We start from the raw sequence: 1,067 nt of genomic DNA, 5'->3' as shown, positions 1-1,067 counted from the left end.
AAGTCCGGGTCGCCGAGGTAATCGGCGCGGTCGGCAAACACGCGTTTTTCGATCTCTGCCAGCAGGTGCAGGTAACGTGCAGAATTGAGTGGCACGCCTGCAAAATCCGCTGTGCGCTGCTCCTTCATGCCCAGCAACTGGGCCCGCGCGATGCCGCCGGAACTGGGCAAAGGCGCGGTGTACAGGCGATTGCCTTGCCAGTCGATGTGCATGGGCTCGCGCCACACGGCGCGGTAGTCCGCCAGGTCTTGATGGGTGATCAGGCCACCGTCACGCTGCATCTGCGCCACCAGCAGGTTGGCGGTCTGGCCTTTATAAAATTCATCTGGGCCGTTGGCGGCGATGCGTTGCAAGGTCTTGGCCAGCTCTGGCTGCCGAAAGGTGGCCCCTGGTTTCATCGCGCCAAAATAGTCGCCAAAGTTGGTTTTGCCGTTGAACAGGGCAATCGCGTTCTGACGGTACTGGAACTGCTGGCCGGCCACCTTGAAGCCCTGGCTGGCATAGCCGATAGCCGGCGCTACGAGTTCGCGCCAGGGCAGCTTGCCGAAGCGTCGATGGGCTTCCCACAAGCCCATCACCGTGCCGGGCACGCCGGCGGCGCGGGTGCCGATCAGGCTGAGGTTTTCGATGACTTCGCCGTTGGCGTCCAGGTACAGGGTCTTGGTCGCGGCCTTGGGGGCCGTTTCCCGGTAGTCGAGGAAGTAGGGCTTGCCGTGCATGTAGAGGGTCATGAAACCGCCCCCGCCGATGTTGCCGGCCTCGGGGTAGGTGACGGCCAGTGTAAAGGCGGTGGCAATCGCGGCGTCCACCGCATTGCCTCCGGCCTTGAGCACTTGGGCGGCGACCTGTGCGCCATATTCGTCGGGCGCCGCGACGGCGCCGCCTTCCAGTGGCGCGGCCAGGGCGTGGTTGAGTGTGAGGGCCAGGGTAAAGGTGGTTGAGGCAAGAAGGCGCATGGCAGGGTCCATTTTCTTATTGTTGGAAAAGCCGGCTCCCGCACCCGGGAGCCCGGGCGGTCAAGCGAACAGGTGTTTGTTGGCGAGCAGGTAGTCACGCAAGGTCGTGGT

1 protein-coding gene is annotated in these 1,067 nt (G+C 63.7%); it reads right to left on the bottom strand.

What is annotated here, in order from left to right; genetic code table 11:
* Positions 1-956, bottom strand: a 956-nt coding sequence (locus HX803_RS32130; protein WP_178926077.1) for a gamma-glutamyltransferase family protein, incomplete at its 3' end; no start/stop codon positions are given.
* Positions 957-1,067 lie beyond the last annotated feature (111 nt).

Origin of the sequence: Pseudomonas sp. P7548 (genome assembly GCF_013386585.1) — a bacterium.
Taxonomy (GTDB): Bacteria; Pseudomonadota; Gammaproteobacteria; order Pseudomonadales; family Pseudomonadaceae; genus Aquipseudomonas.
Note: the sequence above shows the minus strand (reverse complement) of the source record. Positions and strands in the feature narration are given on the sequence as shown.